General features: G+C 66.1%; 18 protein-coding genes, 1 tRNA gene and 1 pseudogene. 9 read left to right on the top strand and 11 right to left on the bottom strand.

The window, feature by feature from the left end; genetic code table 11:
- Positions 1–168: 168 nt before the first annotated feature.
- Positions 169–654, top strand: a pseudogene (locus ACNFJ7_RS00875) (TonB-dependent receptor plug domain-containing protein); the annotation flags it as partial.
- Between the two features lie 176 nt (positions 655–830).
- On the opposite strand, the gene ACNFJ7_RS00870 reads toward ACNFJ7_RS00875, so the two are convergent.
- Positions 831–920 (bottom strand) — tRNA-Ser (locus ACNFJ7_RS00870).
- A 133-nt stretch (positions 921–1,053) separates the two neighbouring features.
- Here ACNFJ7_RS00870 and hspQ point away from each other — a divergent pair.
- The 5 genes from hspQ to ACNFJ7_RS00845 all read left to right on the top strand — a co-directional run bounded on the left by hspQ (position 1,054) and on the right by ACNFJ7_RS00845 (position 3,600).
- Entirely contained in the window at positions 1,054–1,434 is a 381-nt protein-coding gene (gene hspQ, locus ACNFJ7_RS00865) for a heat shock protein HspQ (protein WP_026009014.1), read from the top strand.
- 135 nt (positions 1,435–1,569) lie between these two features.
- Positions 1,570–1,875, top strand: a complete 306-nt coding sequence (gene rplU / locus ACNFJ7_RS00860; protein WP_019368790.1) for a 50S ribosomal protein L21 — start codon at positions 1,570–1,572, stop codon at positions 1,873–1,875.
- Between the two features lie 28 nt (positions 1,876–1,903).
- A complete protein-coding gene (gene rpmA / locus ACNFJ7_RS00855; protein ID WP_026009013.1) occupies positions 1,904–2,173 on the top strand; it encodes a 50S ribosomal protein L27 in 270 nt (89 codons plus the stop codon).
- A gap of 173 nt (positions 2,174–2,346) precedes the next feature.
- Positions 2,347–2,898 (top strand): GNAT family N-acetyltransferase, encoded by a 552-nt coding sequence (locus ACNFJ7_RS00850; RefSeq protein ID WP_037513195.1) that lies wholly within the window; start codon positions 2,347–2,349, stop codon positions 2,896–2,898.
- 123 nt (positions 2,899–3,021) lie between these two features.
- Positions 3,022–3,600, top strand: a complete 579-nt coding sequence (locus ACNFJ7_RS00845; RefSeq protein ID WP_019368787.1) for a TetR/AcrR family transcriptional regulator — start codon at positions 3,022–3,024, stop codon at positions 3,598–3,600.
- 40 nt (positions 3,601–3,640) lie between these two features.
- Here ACNFJ7_RS00845 and ACNFJ7_RS00840 read toward each other — a convergent pair whose 3' ends face one another.
- From ACNFJ7_RS00840 to obgE, 8 genes are all read right to left on the bottom strand, one after another.
- A complete protein-coding gene (locus tag ACNFJ7_RS00840; RefSeq protein WP_019368786.1) occupies positions 3,641–5,605 on the bottom strand; it encodes an ATP-binding protein in 1,965 nt (654 codons plus the stop codon).
- 43 nt (positions 5,606–5,648) lie between these two features.
- Positions 5,649–6,851: a serine palmitoyltransferase gene (spt, locus tag ACNFJ7_RS00835; RefSeq protein WP_019368785.1), complete on the bottom strand. Its 1,203-nt coding sequence runs from the start codon at positions 6,849–6,851 to the stop codon at positions 5,649–5,651.
- Between the two features lie 5 nt (positions 6,852–6,856).
- Positions 6,857–7,099 (bottom strand): acyl carrier protein, encoded by a 243-nt coding sequence (locus ACNFJ7_RS00830; protein ID WP_019368784.1) that lies wholly within the window; start codon positions 7,097–7,099, stop codon positions 6,857–6,859.
- 83 nt (positions 7,100–7,182) lie between these two features.
- Positions 7,183–8,730: a hypothetical protein gene (locus ACNFJ7_RS00825; RefSeq protein WP_019368783.1), complete on the bottom strand. Its 1,548-nt coding sequence runs from the start codon at positions 8,728–8,730 to the stop codon at positions 7,183–7,185.
- A 38-nt stretch (positions 8,731–8,768) separates the two neighbouring features.
- Positions 8,769–9,674, bottom strand: coding sequence for an NAD-dependent epimerase/dehydratase family protein (locus ACNFJ7_RS00820; RefSeq protein WP_019368782.1), 906 nt, complete (start codon positions 9,672–9,674; stop codon positions 8,769–8,771).
- Positions 9,671–10,816 carry a glutamate 5-kinase gene (proB, locus tag ACNFJ7_RS00815; RefSeq protein WP_037513118.1) on the bottom strand — a complete coding sequence of 382 codons (1,146 nt, stop codon included), beginning with the start codon at positions 10,814–10,816 and terminating at the stop codon, positions 9,671–9,673. Before proB ends, ACNFJ7_RS00820 begins: the two co-directional genes overlap by 4 nt.
- 42 nt (positions 10,817–10,858) lie before the next feature.
- Positions 10,859–11,593, bottom strand: coding sequence for a suppressor of fused domain protein (locus tag ACNFJ7_RS00810; protein ID WP_019368780.1), 735 nt, complete (start codon positions 11,591–11,593; stop codon positions 10,859–10,861).
- Positions 11,594–11,643: 50 nt separating this feature from the next.
- The gene (gene obgE, locus ACNFJ7_RS00805) at positions 11,644–12,699 is read right to left on the bottom strand and encodes a GTPase ObgE (protein WP_026009010.1); all 1,056 of its coding nucleotides are present in this window, start codon (positions 12,697–12,699) and stop codon (positions 11,644–11,646) included.
- Positions 12,700–12,887: 188 nt separating this feature from the next.
- Between obgE and lptF the strand changes: the two genes are divergently transcribed.
- The 3 genes from lptF to ACNFJ7_RS00790 all read left to right on the top strand — a co-directional run bounded on the left by lptF (position 12,888) and on the right by ACNFJ7_RS00790 (position 15,883).
- On the top strand, positions 12,888–14,099 hold the full coding sequence (lptF, locus tag ACNFJ7_RS00800; RefSeq protein ID WP_019368778.1) for an LPS export ABC transporter permease LptF: 1,212 nt from the start codon (positions 12,888–12,890) through the stop codon (positions 14,097–14,099).
- Complete coding sequence (gene lptG, locus ACNFJ7_RS00795) at positions 14,096–15,193, top strand: LPS export ABC transporter permease LptG (RefSeq protein ID WP_026009009.1); 1,098 nt, start codon at positions 14,096–14,098, stop codon at positions 15,191–15,193. Before lptF ends, lptG begins: the two co-directional genes overlap by 4 nt.
- 111 nt (positions 15,194–15,304) lie before the next feature.
- Positions 15,305–15,883 carry a PEP-CTERM sorting domain-containing protein gene (locus ACNFJ7_RS00790; protein WP_019368776.1) on the top strand — a complete coding sequence of 193 codons (579 nt, stop codon included), beginning with the start codon at positions 15,305–15,307 and terminating at the stop codon, positions 15,881–15,883.
- Between the two features lie 36 nt (positions 15,884–15,919).
- On the opposite strand, the gene ACNFJ7_RS00785 is transcribed toward ACNFJ7_RS00790, so the two are convergent.
- Together ACNFJ7_RS00785 and ACNFJ7_RS00780 are read right to left on the bottom strand one after the other, a co-directional pair.
- A complete protein-coding gene (locus ACNFJ7_RS00785; protein ID WP_019368775.1) occupies positions 15,920–16,714 on the bottom strand; it encodes a polysaccharide deacetylase family protein in 795 nt (264 codons plus the stop codon).
- Between the two features lie 119 nt (positions 16,715–16,833).
- A complete protein-coding gene (locus ACNFJ7_RS00780) occupies positions 16,834–17,931 on the bottom strand; it encodes a fatty acid desaturase family protein (RefSeq protein ID WP_019368774.1) in 1,098 nt (365 codons plus the stop codon).
- Between the last annotated feature and the right edge of the window lie 66 nt (positions 17,932–17,997).

Here is a 17,997-nt window from a genome sequence, read left to right as displayed (position 1 = left end):
TCAAGCGGCGCTTCGCACCTGCCGCGCCTTCATCTACATACCGTTCAGTACTGCACCTCTCGCAACTACATAAACCGTGTTTATGGAAGTGCATCAATCTGTTTGCAGTAGTCAGTCATACCACAAGGTGAGAGTGGTAAGGCCAATAAGCAGATACAGGAGAGGTTGATGCGCGCGATTGCGTTGCTGGCGGGCGCCAGCATGTTGGCATATGCAACACCCACTTGGGCTCAGCAGGGCACGGAGAGTGGCGCCATCATCACCCCGGGAGCAGCGACGGAGCCGCAGCGAACCGATTCCTCTCCAGCCGACGCTCAAGCCAGTGACATCATCGTCACGGCATCGCGAATTGATCGAAGCGGCTTCGTCGCGCCCAGCCCCACGCTCGTGATCGGCGCGGATACGCTGAAAACGCGTGCCGCGGTGAACGTCGCCGACGTGATCAACGAGCTTCCCGCCTTCCGGCGGACGCAATCGCCTGAAGGGGGCGGCATCGCTAATTCCGGCGCGAACAACATCGACCTTCGCGGCCTCAACCCCGTGCGGACCCTGGTGCTGTTGGATCGCTTGCGGCTCCCCGCAGTCAACCTCCCGGGCGCGACGGTGGCGGGCACTACTGACCTCAACCTCATCCCCGCGGCTTTGATCAGCCGTGTCGACGTCGTCACCGGCGGCGCGTCCGCGGCCTATGGCTCGGATGTCGTAGCGGGCGTGGTCAACCTGCAGCTGGATACGAAGCTCAAGGGCTTCAAGGCGAACATTCAATGGGGCCAGACCCGCTATCGCGACGCGACCCCGCCGCTATCAATTCACGCTGATCAGGAAGGAAGTGGCGGAGAGGGAGGGATTCGAACCCTCGGTACGGTTACCCGCACAACGGTTTTCGAGACCGCCCCGATCGACCACTCCGGCACCTCTCCGCTGAGGGGTGGTACGCAATCGGAAAGCTCCGAAAGCCGCGTACCGGTCGCTGTGAGGCGCGGCCATTAGCGCAACCTTTCGACCGGTGCAAGCAGTGCTTGTGCAAGAAATTACACGCACTACGTTAACCCCATGTCTCAACCCGCAACGACGCCGGCTCGCCTCGAATCCGGCACCCCCATGCCTGCCGTTGCCGTCGCCCGCTTCGCCATTGGCGATGTCGTGCGCCATCGGCTCCTCGATTTCCGCGGCGTGATCTTCGACGTCGATCCCGTCTTCGCCAATACCGACGAATGGTATGATTCGATTCCGGAGGCAGCGCGCCCGCGCAAGGACCAGCCCTTCTACCATCTGCTCGCCGAGAATGCCGAATCGAGCTATATCGCCTATGTCAGCCAGCAGAACCTGGTCGCCGACGACAGCGACGAGCCGATCGACCATCCCGGCATCAGCGGCCTGTTCGAAGGCTATGCCGCTGGGCGCTACCGCCTGCGGCCCCACCACCGCCACTAAGGCGCACGGCACGAAAATCACCCGGCGGCGCCGCGAAACGGTTGACATCGGCACCTCCATCGCATAGCTGCGCCCTTCCTCCTGCCGGGGTACACCCCTGGCGGGCACATGCATTTTGAAGCAGAGAAGAGACCGATGTTCGCTATCGTGCGCACGGGCGGCAAGCAGTATCGCGTTGCCGCAGGAGACAAGATCGTCGTCGAGAAGCTCGACGGCGAAGCCGGTTCGTCGGTGACGCTGGGCGACGTCCTGCTGGCCGGCGAAGGCGGCGAGCTGAAGGCGACCGACGGCCTGACCGTCTCTGCCGAAATCATCGCGCAGGCGAAGGGCGAGAAGGTCATCGTCTTCAAGAAGCGCCGTCGCCACAATTATCGCCGCAAGAACGGCCACCGCCAGCAGCACACGATCCTGAAGATCACTGCGATCGGCGCGGCCAAGTAAGCGACACGAGACTCGAGGAGTATAGACAATGGCACATAAGAAGGCAGGCGGCTCGTCCCGCAACGGTCGCGACTCTGCTGGCCGTCGTCTTGGCGTGAAGAAGTTCGGTGGTGAAGCCGTCATCGCCGGCAACATCCTCGTGCGTCAGCGCGGCACCAAATTTTACCCGGGCGTGAACGTGGGCATGGGCAAGGACCATACCCTCTTCGCGCTCACCGACGGCCGCGTGTCGTTCAAGGAAGGCAAGCTTGGTCGCAAGTTCTGCTCCGTAGACATGATTGCCGAGGCGGCCGAATAACATCGGGCGACCGCACGGGTTGCCCACCAGGGCGACCCGGGTTCGACGAACCAACGCGAAAAGGGAGACGGGTCGCCCCGGTCTCCCTTTTTTCATGCTCCCTGCAATCGCGGCGCAACACCCATGTCGTACAGACATGATGTGGGGTGCAGCAGGACCGAGGAGTGATGGTCATGTTCGTGCGGACCCAAAGATTGACGTTACGTCCCGGCTGGCCCGAGGATGCTCCCGCCCTGGCCCGGGCGATCGACCATGAAGCCGTCGTGCGCAACCTGTCGCGCGTGCCCTGGCCCTATGGGATCGAAGCGGCTGAAACATTTCTCGCGCATTGGACCGAGACGCGCTTCCTGGTGTTCGAACATCAGGCGGGCGCCGTGTCGCTGGTCGGCTGCGTCGGGATCGATGCAGTGGGCAGCGAGGCGCAGGAGTTGGGCTATTGGTTCACGCCCTCTGCCTGGGGCAAGGGCTATGCCACCGAAGCAGCTCGCGGCGTGCTCGCGGCCGCTCGCGCCGCCGGTGTCCGCCGCGTTACCTCCGGTCACTTTGTCGACAACCCGGCGTCCGGCCGCGTGCTGCACAAGCTGGGATTCCGTCCCACCGGCCGGATAGACCCTGTCTGGTCAAAGGGACGCGGCTGCGAAGTCGCGTGCGCCCGATTCGAGCGGACGCTCGATTCGGACGCGTGTTCGCCGCGACCCCAGCCGGAGTCGCGCCTTGCGGCGTGACTTCGTCTCTCGCAGATCCTCGCCGCGGACCGGCCCCTCTCCTACGCCATCCCTCCTGCTTCCCCCCGCGCCGAAGCTCGCCTAAGCCGGTGGGGAAACAGGAAGGTTGACCCATTGACGACGATGGCGGCGCGCCGGCGCCTCTCTCCCGAAGAATCCCGCGATGCTGCGCTGGAGGCGGCGCGCGCGCTGTTGATCGAAGACGGCCCGCAAGCGGTGACGCTGAAGGCGGTGGCCGCGCGCATCGGGCGCACGCACGCCAATCTGCTGCACCATTTCGGCTCGGCGGCAGGGCTGCAAAAGGCGCTTGCGGCGAGCATGGCCGATACGGTGACGGCCCAGATCGGCGAGGCAGTGCTCCGCGCGCGAAGCGGCGACCAAAATTTGCGCGAAGTCGTCGACATGGCGTTCGACGCCTTCGATCGCGGCGGTGCAGGCGCGCTGGCGAGCTGGATGATCCTCACCGGCAACGAAGACGCGCTCGATCCGATTCTGGAGGCGATTCACCGGCTGGTCGATCGGATCAGCGAAGGCGAGGATGCGCGTGCGCCCCTACGCGAGGAAACGCTGCAATTGACGCTGATGGCACTGGGGGACGCGCTGCTCGGCGCCCCGATGGCGCGTGCGCTCGGGCTGCCGCGGGACAAGGCGCGCGATCTGGCGGCGTTGATGCTTCGCGAGCGGATCGAAATCACCGACTAGCCTGCGCGGCGCCGCAACGCAGACGTCCGCTCGCGACGCGCTACTCCGCCGCGGCGGACACACGCTGCGCTTCGCCCGCCACCGCTTCGCGCACGGCGCGGGACAGCGCGGCGACGGTGAACGGCTTGCGCAGCACCGGTCGGTCGCGGAGCTGTTCGGCGCTTGCCTCGCCGGTGAAGCCGGTGACGAACAGCACCGCCGCCCCCCGCAGCCTCCCCTCTAGGCTCGACACCATTTCCGGCCCGGTCTGGCCGGGCATCAGCACGTCGGTCATCACCAGATCCAGCACCGGCATGCGTTCGATCGCCGCGGCAGCACGCAGCGGATCGGCGCAGCCGACGGCGCGATGGCCCAGCTCGCGCAGCGCTGCCAGCGTCGCGGCAAGGACGCGGGGATCGTCTTCGACCACGAGAATATCGTAGGCGGGCCCTGCACTGTCCTCCGTCGGCTCCGCTCGCACGGGCGCCCGCGCCGCTCCCAGGTCGGCGCCCTTGTGACGCGGCAGGTACAGCGTGACGGTCGTGCCCTCGCCCGGCCGAGTTTCGATCGCGATGCCGCCCCCCGACTGCCGGACGAAACCGAAGATCTGGCTGAGGCCAAGGCCCGTGCCCTTGCCCACCGGCTTGGTTGTGAAGAAGGGCTCAAACACCCGTTCGAGCACGTCTGGCGTCATTCCGCAGCCATCGTCCTGGACGGCGACGGACACATAATCGCCGGCCGCGCAGTGCCCGACTTCATTGACCGCCAGCCGCGATTCGCCGGTGGTGATCACCAGCGTGCCGCGCCCGTTCATCGCGTCGCGCGCGTTGACCGCGAGGTTGAGCACGGCGTTTTCCAACTGGTGCCGATCCACCCAAATGCGCCAGCCGGTGCCCTGGTTGCGGGCCTTGACCTGGATGGTATCGCCCAGCGTCCGATCGAGCAGATCGCGCATCCCGCGGATCAGCATGCCCGCATCCACGGCCTCCGGAGCCAGCGATTCGGATCGGGAAAAGGCGAGCAGCTGACGCGTAAGTGCGGCGGCGCGGTGCGCGCCTTCCATCGCATTGTCGAGATGGCGCGACGCTTCGCGCGGATCGCTTTCGATCTGCCGACGCGCCAGCTCCACTCCACCCAGCACCACCGCCAGCATGTTGTTGAAGTCGTGCGCGATGCCGCCGGTCAGCTGGCCCACCGCGTCCATCTTCTGCGCCTGGCGCAGCTTGGCTTCGGCTTGTTCGCGCTCGCGCGCTTCGGCGCGCAGCTGCGCGGTAGCGGCGGCCACTGCCTCCCGCAGCTGCCCGGTACGCTCGCGCTCCCAGGCCGCATCGGCGTCCGCCAGCGCCCGATCGCCCGTCGCTTCGACCGCCAGCCAGCCGAGCACGACCGCGCCCAATGCAATCAGCATCCCGAACCCGGTCAATACGCGCGAGGCATAGCTGGATTTCTCGATCTGCTGGTCCGCTGCCAGCGTGCGATCGCGCAGCACGCCGCGCTCGTGCGCAACGATCTGGTCGAGCATGACTTCCAGCTGCTTGCGCGCCGGACTTTCCCGCACCTGATAATAGGATCCCCAGGCGTCGCGATGGCGCTTGTAGGTGGAATAAAGCGCGGTGGCGTTCAGCTCTTCGCCGCGCTCGGTGAACACACGCTGGAGCTGTGCAATTTCCCGCTGCTGCGCCCGGTTGTCGCCGGTCAGCTGACGCAGCCGCTGGAGCTGCTCCCCCGCTTTGCTCCATTGATCGGTATATTGCTGCCCCAGATTGCGATCGGCGCTGACCACATAGCGCCCGAGCGCCGCCTCTGCGGCGGAAATCGCGCCGGAGAGCTGGTTGGCGCGAAGGATCACTTCGAAGCTGTGCTGCTGGAGCGCGATGGCGCGATCGCGCTCCGCATCGGTGCGCTGCTGAATCAGGATCAGCGCACCCAGAACGACAACGCCCAGGATCGCCAATGCGCCGAGCAGAAGCAAGCGCCAGTTCTTTGCGCGAACCGAACGCTCCAGGGACGGAAGTGCGTCGCTCATTCCGCCTGTGTCTAGGCGCTCCCGGCGGGCGTGAAAAGCGGGTTTAGCCGATTACCCCGACAGCTTGGCCCGCCGCGCGGAACATGCCGAGCACGCGCTCGATCTGGTCGGGCCGATGCTCGGCGCACAGCGAACAGCGCAGCAGGAAGGTGCCGGCCGGAGTCGCCGGCGGGCGCGCCATGTTGACGTACAGGCCGTTCTCCAGCAGCGCCTGCCACATCACCACCGCCTGTTCCTGGTCCTCCAGGATCACCGCGACGATCGCGCTCTCGGGCTTCGCCGTGCCGAGCTTGAAGCCCATTTCGGTGAGGCCGCCGTGCAGCGCGCGGGCATTCTCCCACAGCCGCGCGCGCTTCTCGTGCGCGGTCATCAGCTTGCGGATCGAGGTCGCGGCGGTCGCCACCACGCTCGGCGGCAGCGAGGCGGTGAAGATGTACGGGCGGCAGGCCAGCCGGATTGCCTCGAACTTGGGATGGTTCGAGATGCAGAAGCCGCCGACGGTCCCGACCGACTTGGAGAAGGTGCCGACGACGAAGTCGACGTCCGCTTCCAGCCCCTGGTCCTCGTACACGCCGCGGCCGTTGGGGCCGAAAAAGCCCATCGAATGCGCCTCGTCGACCAGCACCATCGCGCCGTGCTTCTTGGCGACGGCGACCATTTCCTTGAGCGGCGCGATGTCGCCGAGCATCGAATAGACGCCTTCCAGCACCACCAGCTTGCCGGCTTCGGCGGGCAGGCGGCCGAGGCGCTTGTCCAGGTCCGTCACGTCGTTGTGGCGGAAGCGGACGATCTCGGCATTGCCCTGCTTGCAGCCATCATAGATCGAGGCGTGGCTGTCGGCGTCGAGGATGATGTACTCACCCTTGCCCGCCAGCGTCGAGATCATGCCCAGATTGGCCATGTAGCCGGTGGAGAAGACGATCGCGCCCGACACGCCGTAGAAGTCGCGCAGCGCCTGCTCGACTTCCATGTGATCGCGGAAGGTGCCGTTGAGCATGCGGCTGCCGTTGGTGCCCGAACCGAACTGGTCGAGCGCGTCCTTGCCGGCCCGGATCACGTCCGGATCGAACGTCATGCCCATATAGTTGTAGGTGCCGAGCAGGATCGTGTCCTTGCCCTTGATCACCGCCTCGGTCGGCGACTTGACCTGCTCCATCACGATCGCGAACGGATCGATCACGCCGCTGTCGAGCAGCTTCTGGCGCTCGGCGATCAGGCCGTCGAACTTGCTCATCAGGTCGGTCATGCGGTTCAGCCCTTGAGCTTCTGCACAGCGTCGACCAGCTGGCCGACATTCTCGATCTCGGCCTGCATGTTCATGGTGATGACGATGTCGAACTCGTCCTCGATCGCGGCGACGAAATCCATCACCGTCAGGCTGTCCCATTCGAGATCGCCGGCGAAGGTGGTGGTTTCGGTGAGCGCGACGCCCTTCTTGTTGAAGGGTTCGATCTGCGCGGCGACGATGTCGAAGATTTCTGCACGGTCAGTCATGCGGCCGGTCCTTAGTGGTATCGGCTGCAGGTGCCAAGCGAATGCGGCGAAAGCGGGCCCGTGGCGGGGCAGTGCCCCAAAGGTCAGGCCGCGGCTTGCTCGGCACCGGCGGCGAGCAGCTGATGGACCCACAGGTCCATCTGTCCGCCGATCTTCTGCAGCAGCGCTGGATGATAATGCGTCACGTCCGCCATCTCGTCCGGGCTATCGATCACGTGCGCGACTTCCAGGAGGAACAGATGCTCCGGATTCTCCCGCGCCATCCGGCGCCACACCGCGTTGAAAATCCGGCAGCGTTCCGGCGAGTGGTTGAGGCCGAGGCGATACTTCTCGATCGGTGCGTCTTCGGGCGGCAGCACCACCAGCATCCGCAGGCCGTTCTCGATCAGGTGGATGCACAGGCGCAGCACGCATTTCTCGTACAGGCCAATTTCCAGCAGATGCCATTTCTTCGGCCAACGATTGTCGAGATAGTCGACGGTCGCCCCATAGACGAGGAAGGGCGGGAACGCCTGTTCCTTGTAGCTGCCATCGTCCATCATCCGGAGCGCGAACAGCCGCGGATTGTTGTCGAATTCGACCGCGGCGCGGAAGCGACTATAATGCGCGATGCCGCCGGACTGGCAATCGAACATAATGCGGATCGCCGGCTCGATAGCCGGTTCGGCGCGCAATTCGGCGCGGATGGCGGCGCGGACCTCGGGTTCGTCGAAGCCATGGTCCTGGATCCAGTCGGGCCGCACCCGGCTGAACCGACCGTCCAGCGCGCTGAAATCCGCATCCGGCCAGTTCACCCGGATCTTGCCCAGCGCAAATTCCTCCAACCCCATATGCATCGCGCGGCACGAGAAGGTGAAGTGCACCAGCCGCTGATCGACATGGTCGTACATCACGAAGCCGACCAAGCCGTAGCGACCATATTTGTCCCAGGCAAAGATCGACCAGCTGTGGTTTCGGGTGACGTTGATGATATCGCGTTCGAGTGCGGCGGGGTCGACGCGCGACTGGGTATAGTTGAGCTGGTTGGCGCGGTTGATCAGCTCGGCGATACGCGGCACGAACTCCAGATTGTCCATGAGGAAGGGCGCGCAGGCGCACAGGCCGGACGCGCGCAGGAAATCGTCGTTCGACTGGCCGGGCACCACGGCGCGATCGCGCTTCTTCGCTTCGAGCAGCCGATAGTCTTGCACGCGACTGCGCTTCCCGGTCTGCATCGCGAGCAGCCCGGTGAGTTGGTCGTCGGCATCGGGCGCGGTGGGGTCGAGCGTCTGGATGTCCGGCAGCGCGTGGCGCACCTCGCCCAGATTATGGGGATTGTCGTCGATGAACAGCACGTTGGCGGGGCGCAGCTGCATGTCGGCGATGATCCCGCGGATCGCCTCCGGCTTGGGCGTGAAGGCGATATGCGGGAAAACGAATTCGTCCCACAGGCCGAACGCCTCCAGTTGCGCCCGCCCCGCCGCCTCATCATTCTTCGAGCAGATCGAGGACACCACGCCGCGCGCGTTGAACGCCCGGATCAGGTCCGCCCGGCGCTCGAACAGCGTTACCGCATCGCCCTCGGCGAGGGTGCCCCGCCACAGCGTGTCGTCGAGATCCCAGAGGATCAGCTTGATCGGGGCAGTCCACATCACCTGCCCATTATAGGTTGGTTAAGGGCGAATCGGGCTCACAACAGCCCCTTGTCGCGATACCAGCGCGCCGTCTCCGCCAAGCCCGATTCGGTTGGCACCTGCGGCGTCCACAGATTGGCCGGCGCTCGGTGCGCGGGATCGGCCACCCAATCGGGATGGCAGAAATAGGAGACGCGATCCGGCGTCAGCTTCGCCCGCCTGCCGCGCACCAGCCGATCGACGCGCGCGCCGGCCATCAGCACGGCTTTGGGGAGCGACAGGGCGAGCACGCGCCGGCCCACCGCCGCGCCGATCGCGTGGGCGAAGGCGGGATGACTCCAGCCTCCTTCCCGCCCGTCATCGGGATCGATCTCTCCGGGAAAGCGCTCCGTCGCGGCGAGCGCGAGCAGCAGCCGGCCCAGGTCGCTCACCTCGATCACCGAGATGCGTCCGCCCGGCGGCAGCAGCGCAAGCCCGAAGCGGGCAACGCGGAACAGCTCCAGCATTTCGAGATCGCCGGGGCCATAGATCGCCGGTGGTCGCACGATCGTCCAGTCGAGCCCGGAAGCGCGCACCAGCCTGTCCGCTTCGCCCTTCGACCAGCCATAGGCCGACAGCTGCGGCTCGCGGCTGGCGAGCGAGGAGACATGGACGAAGCGCCGCACGCCAGCGCTGGTCGCCGCGGCAAGCATGTTCGCAGTGCCGGTGATGTTGCCGCGCGCGAAGCCGTCCTGATCGGGTGCATTCACCACGCCCGCGACATGGATCACCGCGTCGGCACCCTGGCAAAGCTGCGCCAGCGCCTCGAGCGCGTCGAGATCGCCGCGGATCCAGGTCAGGCCTGCTTGCGCGGGCTGTTCGCGGCGCGTGAGCGCCCGCACCTCGTGCCCCGCAGCCAGCGCCAGCGCGATCAGCCGCGAACCGACAAAGCCGGTGCCGCCGGTGATGGCAAGGACGCTCACAGCAGCGCCATATGGCTGCGATGGACGAGCGCGCTGCGCGGGGCATAGCCCAAGATCGCGCCGACTTCCTCGCTGCGCCGCCCCACGATGCGGGAAGCATCGACATGGCCATATTCGGCGAGCCCGCGGGCGAGATGCTTGCCGTCTGGGCCCACCACCACGATCAGGTCGCCGCGCGCGAACCGCCCTTCGACGCGCGTCGCCCCGGCCGAAAGCAGGCTGCGCCCGTCGCGCAGCGCCTGCGCGGCGCCGGCGTCGATATGGATCGCGCCCTTCGCCGTCAGGCCGCCGCGCAGCCACGCCTTGCGTGCGGCCGCGCCCTTCTGCGCGAGGAACAGCGTGCCCCTGCCCTCTTCCGCCAGCCGCGCCAACGGGTGCGCCACGCGCCCGTCGGTGATCGCGAGATGGGCGCCGGCGCTGGTGGCGATCCGCGCCGCCTCGATCTTCGACACCATCCCGCCCGAACCCATGCCCGAGGCCGAGCCGCGATCCGCCATCGATTCGATCCGCTCGTCGATCACCGTCACCACCGGGATCAGCGTCGCATCGGGGTTGGTGTTGGGATTGGCGGTGTAGAGACCGTCGACATCGGAAAGCAGCACCACGCCGTCCGCATTGGCGGCGCTGGCGACCCGTGCGGCCAGGCGGTCATTGTCGCCGAAGCGGATCTCCTCGGTCGCCACCGAATCATTCTCGTTGATGACCGGCACCACGCCGAGCCGCAGCAGCCGATCCAGCGTCGCGGAGACGTTGAGATAGCGCCGGCGATCCTCGAGGTCGTCGAGCGTAACGAGCATCTGCGCGGCGGTAAGCCCCTGATCGTGCAGCAATTCTGCCCAGATGCTCGACAGGGCGATCTGCCCGGTTGCGGCCGCCGCCTGCGCGTCTTCCAAGCTGGCGCGACCGCCCTTGGGCAGCTTCAGCCGCCGCGCGCCCAGCGCGATCGCGCCGGAGGAAACCACCACCAGCTGCTGCCCCAGCCGCGCCCGCGCACCCAGATCGGCGACCAAGCCGGCCAGCCAATCGCGGCGTACCTGCCCTTCGGCATCCACCAGCAGCGACGAACCCACCTTCACGACCAGCCGGCCACAAGTGGAGGGCGTGAAGCCGATCGCATCGGCGGAGGCAGCGGGCGCGGACATTGCGGGGCTCTTAGCGGTGCCGCTCGCCATCTGCCAAGCCGATCAAACGATCGATTCGCGCTGCAGGTCGCAGCAATGGCCGCTTCCCGCCGCCGCCAGCGCCGCCGTCACCGCGTCGCGCGTCTCGCTGTCGCCGGCGCGGATCTCGCCCAGCTCGGCTGCGGTCAGCAGCACCACCGGCACCACGCGCACGGTCGACAGCGGCATATCTTCAATCCACGTGGCGAAATCGGGCTCCGGACCGCCGATCAGCACGCCCAGCACATCGTCCGCCGTCAGGAAATACGACGGCATCCGCGCGGCGATCGCAGCGGAGGCGGAGACATTGGTCAATTCCAGCGGGATTGGGCCGTGGCGTTCCAGCGGCGCCAGAATGCCCCGCTCCTCGGCCACGATCGCCGCCACCCGCCGCAGGACTTCGAGCATCCAGCCATCGCCCGCCACCTGGGACGCGGCGCCTTCGCCCGCGCCTTCGATGAACAGCTCGACCTCAAATCCGTTGGTGGCGCTTGCGTCGTCCAGTGGATCGGAAAGCCCATCGGTGGCGAGCAGGATCGCACTGCCGCGATGGATCAGCCGATAGGCCTCGTGCCCGCCCGGCCAGCGCGATCCTGCCGGCGCGCTGGACAGGATTCGATCGCTGGTGGGCCCGAGTGCTTCCCAGAACCGCGCCCGCGCCGCTGCCGAACGATCGGCGAGGCTGGCGGGTGCGGCATGGGCCGTCTTCGCCTGCGGCCGCGCGCGAAACAGCCCACGCAGCCAGCCCAAAGCACCCATCAGCACCCTCCCCAAACGAGTCAGGGGGCTGGCAATGCCCTAGAAATGCGTCAGACCGGCGACCATTCGACGGGTTCCTCGTCGTCATCCGCGGCGATGTCGCGCGCGATGCCGGGGCCCGGCCCGATCGCTTCCAGCAGCTGATCGAGCACCCAGTCCACGCCGGTACCGGCCGCGCCGGAGATCGGAATCACCTGCGCACCGCTCGCCTCTTCAAGCTCGGCCGACAGCGCGGCGATCAGTTCGTCGTCCAGCGTATCGATCTTGTTGAGCGCGACCACCACCGGCTTGTCGATAAGGCCCGCGCCATAGGCTTCCAGCTCGTCGCGTACGATGCGGTAGCTGGTGGCGACATCCTCGTCATTCGCGTCGATCAGGTGCAGCAGCACCTGACAGCGTTCGATATGGCCCAGGAAGCGATCGCCAATGCCCGCGCCTTCCGCCGCGCCTTCGATCAGGCCGGGGATGTCCGCGATCACGAACTCCTGCCCCTTGTGGCGCACCACGCCCAACTGCGGCCGAGTGGTGGTGAAGGCATATTCGCCCACCTTCGCCTGCGCGTTGGTCACCGCGTTGATGAAGGTGGACTTGCCGGCGTTCGGCAGACCGACCAGCCCGGCATCGGCGAGCAGCTTCAGGCGCAGCCAGACCCAGGCCTCGTCGCCCGGCCAGCCGGTGCCGTGCTGGCGCGGGGCCCGGTTGGTCGACGTCTTGTAGCTCGCGTTGCCGCGACCGCCATCGCCGCCGCGCAGGAACACGACGCGCTCGCCTTCCTTGGTCAGGTCGAGCAGCAGCGTACGTTCGTCGTCGTCCGCCAGCACCTGCGTGCCGATCGGCACCTTGATCACTAGATCGTCACCGCCCCCGCCGGTGCGGTTCGATCCCGATCCGCCGGAGCCGCGCGGCGCCCGGAAATGCTGGGTGTAGCGGAAATCGATGAGCGTATTGAGGCCCGCGACGGCTTCGAAAATGATGTCGCCGCCCTTGCCGCCGTTGCCGCCATCCGGGCCGCCATATTCGATGAACTTTTCGCGCCGGAAGCTCACGGCACCGGGACCGCCCGTACCGGAGCGGACGAAAATCTTTGCTTGATCGAGGAAATGCATCGCAAGCCCATAGACGTTCGGCGCGATTCCGTCACCCCCGGCAGCGTCGGCGCGCCGCGCACGTCGCACAAACGACACTTTCCGGGTGGCATCGGCGTTCAGCACGGCTATACGCGAGCGGATCATTTCCGCTCATACGCCGTTTCGTGGGCGCAAGGATCAAGCTCGAAGGACGTTCAGCCACCCGCATGAATTCGATCGATCGCTACATGGCGCGGCTGATCGCGGTGCCGCTGATCTCCACCCTGATCATCTCCGCCATGCTGCTCGTGCTGGATCGGATGCTGCGGCTTTTCGAATTCGTCGCGACCGAAGGAGGGCCGGTGAGCGTGGTATGGCGGATGCTCGCCAATCTGCTGCCGGAATATCTGGGCCTCGGCATCCCGATCGGGTTGCTGCTGGGCGTGCTGCTCGCCTTCCGCCGATTGGCGACCAGCTCGGAGCTAGACGTGCTGCGCGCCGTGGGCGTCAGCTACACCCGGCTGCTGCGCGTGCCCTACATGTATGCGATCGTGCTGGCGGCGGTAAACTTCGCGATCGTCGGCTTCGTTCAGCCCACCTCGCGCTACAATTATGAGCAGCTTCGCTTTGAGCTGCGCTCCGGCGCGCTGGGTGCATCGATCAAGGTGGGCGAGTTTACCAATTTCGGTTCGAAGATGACGCTGCGGATCGAATCGAGCCAGAATGAAGGGCGCGACCTGCGCGGCATCTTCGTGCAGATGACGACCAACGACGGCACGCCGCTGGCGGTGACCGCGCAGACCGGCCAGTTTCTGCGCTCGGACGATCCGGACACGATCATCTTCCGCCTCACCAACGGTCGCCTGGTCCATCAGGACAAGAGCTCGCCGGTGCCGCGCGTGCTCACCTTCAGCACCCATAATCTGCCGATCCCGCTCCCCAAATATGAGCAGTTTCGCAAGCGCGGCGACAGCAATCTGGAACGCACGCTACCCGAACTGGCGGTGATCGGGCGCAACCGCACCGCCGATCAGGTGGAGCGCGAGACGAGCCGTTCGGCGTTCCACTATCGCATGGCCGAAGTGACGACGATGTTCCTGCTGCCCATGCTGGCGGTAGCGCTGGGCATTCCGCCGAAGCGCTCCACGTCGATGCTCGGCGTGTTCCTGTCGATCCTGATGATCGTCACCTATCACAAGGTGAATGAATATGCGCAGGGCGTGGGCAGCCTGGGCCTGATCGATCCGCTGATCGCGCTATGGGTGCCGTTCGCCATCTTCGCGGGGCTGACGATCTGGATGTACTACACCGTGGCCTATGTACCCGGTGGGCAGCCGATCGGCGCGCTGGAGCGCGTGTTCGCCAAGACGGGCAAGCTGATCGGCCGCTTCCTGCCGGGCGGCCGCCGTCGCCGCCGTCTGGCGGAGGCCGCGAAATGAGCCTGCGCGCGCTGTTCCCATCCCAAATCGTCTCGCTTTACATGGCGCGGCTTTTCGTTGTGCGGACTTTCGCGCTGCTCGGCGCGCTCGTCCTGGTGCTGACGTCGCTCGATCTGCTGACGGAATCGGCGGGAATCCTTGCCTATCCCGGTAACGGCAATGCGGAGATCCTGCGCTACGTGACGCTACGCGTGCCGCAGATCGTCGCGACCTTCCTGCCCTATTCGGTACTGGGCGGGGCGATCTTCACGCTCGCGCAGCTCAACCAGAACAGCGAAGTCATCTCGCTCAAGTCGGGCGGGCTTTCGGCGCACCAGGTGCTGGCGCCACTGATGCTTTCCGGGCTTGTTGTCGCAGGGCTTTCGTTCGCGTTCAACGACCGTATCGTCAGCCGCGCCACGTCCACGCTCGAACAGTGGAAGAAGGTTGATTATGCCCCCCTTCCCGTCGATCGCGGCGATCGCGCCAATGTGTGGGTGCAGTCGGCCGGCAACCTGATCCAGGTGAACCAGATCAAGGGCAAGGGCACGGCCGCCCAGCTGTACGACATCAAGGTCTATGAGCGGGAGAACGGCTCGCTTACCTCGATCCTGACGGCGAAGCACGGCGTCCTTGCCGGCAATGGCTGGCGCGTGGACGGCGCCCAGCGTTTCGATGTCGCGAGCGGTACGCTGACGACGATCGGCACCACCGTCATCGCACAGGGCGTGCGCCCGGATCAGTTCACCCTGGCCCATGTTGATCCCGATTCGCATTCGTTCAGTGAACTGCGCAGCGCAATCGGCGAATTGCGCCAGGCCGGCCGCCCGACCAAGGCGCTGGAGGGATCGCTGTGGCACAAGCTCTCCGGCCCACTGTCGGCGCTACTGATGCCGCTGCTGGGCGGCGTCTCCGCCTTCGGCCTGGCGCGTTCGGGCAAGCTGTTCGTGCGCGTGGTGATCGGGATGGCGCTGGGCTTCCTCTATTTCGTCGCGGATAATTTCGCGCTGGCGATGGGCAATCTCGGCGCCTACCCGCCCTTCCTCGCGGCCTGGGCGCCCTTCCTGCTGTTCCTGATGATCGGCGAGGCGGTGCTGCTGCGGACCGAGGAGTAGCGGGGCCGCACCTCGCGCAACGCTGTCGTGCACCTGGGTAAAGTGCAGCGCGCGGATGTTGCTATCGTCGCCCGCGGAGCGTATCCCTGAAACCTCTAAAAGGGCAAAGATATGAAGGGCTTGATCTACGCCGCGGTGCTCGCGGTATCGGCAACGGGATCCGCGGAGGCGGCGCTCCTCACGCGCAGCTTCAATGTCACTGCCAATCAGTTCATGAATTTCGCGGGCCAGCCAGCCCCCTTCCAGACGTTCAGCGCCGATATCACGGTTACATGCGACAATACCAAGAACGGCTTTTTCGGCGCACCGGATTACTTCCGCGTCATCACCGATGGGCAAGTCAACGCGGCACCCTTCTCGACGGCCCCGATCGCCGGCTATTTCGGGCCAAACGATTTCGTAAGAACCGGTCGCATCGGTGTCGGTGGCGCGATCAACGGCGGGAACGTGTCGCTGCCGGGGACGGACGACTTCTACATCGTGTTCGACGTCGACACTATCGGCAGCGGTTCGGTGTCCTTCGTCACGGCGTCGCAGACCGGCGCCTTCCTCTCAGCCGGTGCTGTCGTGCGCGAGACGACCGCGTCGGCACCCGTTCCTGAACCCGGCACCTGGATGCTGCTGTTGGCAGGGATTGGCGTCGTCGGCGTCGCGATCCGCCGTGCTCGGCCGGCGCTTGCCCCCGCCTGATCTTCGCGCCTGAAGAGGGTAGGAAATCGACGCAGTCTACTTGCCAGGATGCGCCTTCGCCCAGTCGAGCGCCTCCTGCAGCGTCGTCACCCACACCTCGCCGCGATGCTGCGCCAGCCATGCGACGAACTTGCGATGCTCGCCGTCCGACAGCACCGTATAGTCGCCGCCGACGCCGTGGAACAGGAACACCGCCCAGCCACCACCCTGTTCGGCCTCGCGAACATAGGCGATCATCTTTTCCGCCGTGGCGCCCACGTCGAACGGGCGTGAGGGCACGCGCATGGGATCCGTCTTCGAAACGTCCGCGCGCGCGCTGGAGGGCGCGTCCGCCACGCCGCGGACATAGGTGACGGTGCCCGCCTTGCGAAGCTCTTCCAGATAATCGACGCCACCCGCCAGGCTCTGCCCGCAAGGTGTTGCCATGCCGTGGCGGTCCTTGCCGTCCAGCGCGTGCAGAAGCACGTTCATCTGCGCGATCTCGCGGAGCATACTCGCCGGCGTATAGGCTTCGCTCACATAGCGCGGATCCGCCGGGTACACATCGTGCGTGCACGGATGGAACATGGTGTGGTTGGCCAGCTCGTGGCCTGACATCGCGGCGCGGCGCCAGCGATCGACATCGGCCTCCTTTACATTGGCGAGGAAGAAGGTGCCCTTCAGCCCCGCGGCGTCCAGCGCAGGGATGGCATTGGCAAGGTGCGATTCGAGCGCGTCGTCATAGGTGAGCACCACCGCCGCCTTTGCGCCGTTCGGCCAGCGCGTCTGTGCGCTTGCCGGCAATGCCGCCAGGATCAGTCCGCCAATTGCCAGTGCGAGTCTCACGCCCATGCCCCTCTCCTGCATCGATCGGGCGATGCTAGCCGGCACCGTGCCGCGCGCAAGGCCGCGGCAAAAGAAAGGGCCGGTGCACCCTGGTGCCCGGCCCCGATCCCCCCGACGGTCGGCGTTCAGCGCTGCCGCATCGTGCCCTGCGCCAGTTTGACGACCAGGCCCGACAGGGTCGGATAATTGGCCTTGTGATACGCAGAATTCGGATCTAGCGCGGCAACCAGCCGGCGATGCGCCTCGCCCAGCGAATGATACGGCACTGCCGGCAGCAGATGGTGCAACGCGTGGTAGCGCAGGCCCACCGGCGCCCACAGATAGGGCAGCAAGCCCGGCTCCGGCACGTTGACACTATCGAGATACTGGGCCGTCACCGTCAGCGGTTCGCCTTCATTCTCCCACAGATGCGCGACCAGCGTGCGAACCTGGTTGAGCACGGCCGAAGCGGCGACGATCACGATATAGGCAAGGAACGCGCGCAGCGGCAGGATGCCCGCCACGGTGATCCCGATCAGCACCATCGCGAACAGGCTCGCGCCAAGCTCCTGCCAGAACCACTGGCGGCGGAACTCGCCTTCCGGCGCGCGGCGCTCGAAGGCCGGGTTGATCTGCAGCCCCGAATAGCGCGCGACAACCAGGCGGCGCAGCCTGGGAAACAGCAGCGAGAGCGGCCCCAGCACGGCAAAGCGGATCAGCAGCCCGATCGGCATCAGCACCGAGACGAGCAGGAACAGCGGCAGCGTCCACGGCTTCATCCGCGCGAGCGGCAGATACTCGGGATCCTGATCGGTGCCATAGCGAGTCCGCGCGTGGTGCAGGCTGTGAATGCCTTCATACATGAACGACGGCAGCAGCAGCGGAATCCCGACGATCAGGTTCCATCCCAGCCGGAAGCCGGGCAGCAGCGAATGCTTCAGGTGCGTGATCTCGTGGATGAACAGCTCGGCACGGTAAAGCGCCAGCACCGCAATCACCCCGCCGATCACCGCGACCAGCGGCGAAGCCGCAAACATCGCCGTCGCCATGCCGGCATATCCGATCGCTGCGGAAAGCAGGCAGTCGGTCCAATACAGCCACTGCTTGGGCGTGTGGAGATCGCGGGTCAGCTCCGCGGCGGCGCGCAACATTGCGCGATCGTCCGGAACGCCCGAAAGCCGGATGCGCGCGATCGTCGCCGAGACTTCGGCGTCCGGAAGATCGAAGGCAAGCGATTGGGTCATAGGAGATGCCATTGGCCTTAGATAGTGGCTATATGGTGGCAGTACAGGGCACCCTAAGGGCAGGTT

This window comes from Sphingomonas sp. HT-1, from assembly GCF_048568905.1.
Taxonomy (GTDB): domain Bacteria; phylum Pseudomonadota; class Alphaproteobacteria; order Sphingomonadales; family Sphingomonadaceae; genus Sphingomonas.
Note: the sequence above shows the minus strand (reverse complement) of the source record. Positions and strands in the feature narration are given on the sequence as shown.